1 protein-coding gene and 1 pseudogene are annotated in these 490 nt (G+C 71.8%); both read right to left on the reverse strand.

All coding sequences use genetic code 11. The features are described from left to right. Positions 1-255, reverse strand: a pseudogene (locus DEQ92_RS22165) (CDP-alcohol phosphatidyltransferase family protein); the annotation flags it as partial. Continuing rightward, positions 252-490: aldo/keto reductase (locus DEQ92_RS22170; protein WP_199522972.1), on the reverse strand; the 239-nt coding region annotated here is incomplete at its 5' end. The pseudogene DEQ92_RS22165 and the gene DEQ92_RS22170, both read right to left, overlap by 4 nt.

Below are 490 nucleotides of genomic sequence, written 5' to 3' on the forward strand. Positions count from 1 at the left end.
GGTTTCGTCAGGTCGATTCGCGTCCAGGTGCCGGTAAGTGAACCACAGTTGGAAGCCCGCGACGGTCGTCGCGGGGACGATCCACTGGATCGCGGCCGGCGGAAGCGCAGCGAGCGGCGCCGCCAACAACACTGCCGCGTCTTCGATACCGAGTGCGAGCGCCGCTGCGCCGCCGGCGGTGAGGACGACGGTCGTCACGGCGACCGCAGCCCACTCGCGCTGGAGCGCCGCCGGGACCGTCCGCGCGTCAGTCACCGTTCGAACTCCGGATCTTCGAGCGTCGCCAGGCGGTCGCGGTCGGCGTCGGTGAGCCGGAGCCGCGCGGCCGCGAGGTTGGCGGCGACGTGGTCGGGGTCGTTGCTGGCGGGGATCGGGACGACGCCGCGGTCGACGTGGTATGCGACGGCGACTGCTGCGGGCGAGACGTCGTTTTCATCCGCAATTGCGGAGAGAGCGGGCTCGTCGAGCAGTCCCGGCGCGGACAGCGGCG

This window comes from Haloferax sp. Atlit-6N (assembly GCF_003383195.1).
In the GTDB taxonomy this organism is placed as follows: Archaea; Halobacteriota; Halobacteria; order Halobacteriales; family Haloferacaceae; genus Haloferax; species Haloferax gibbonsii.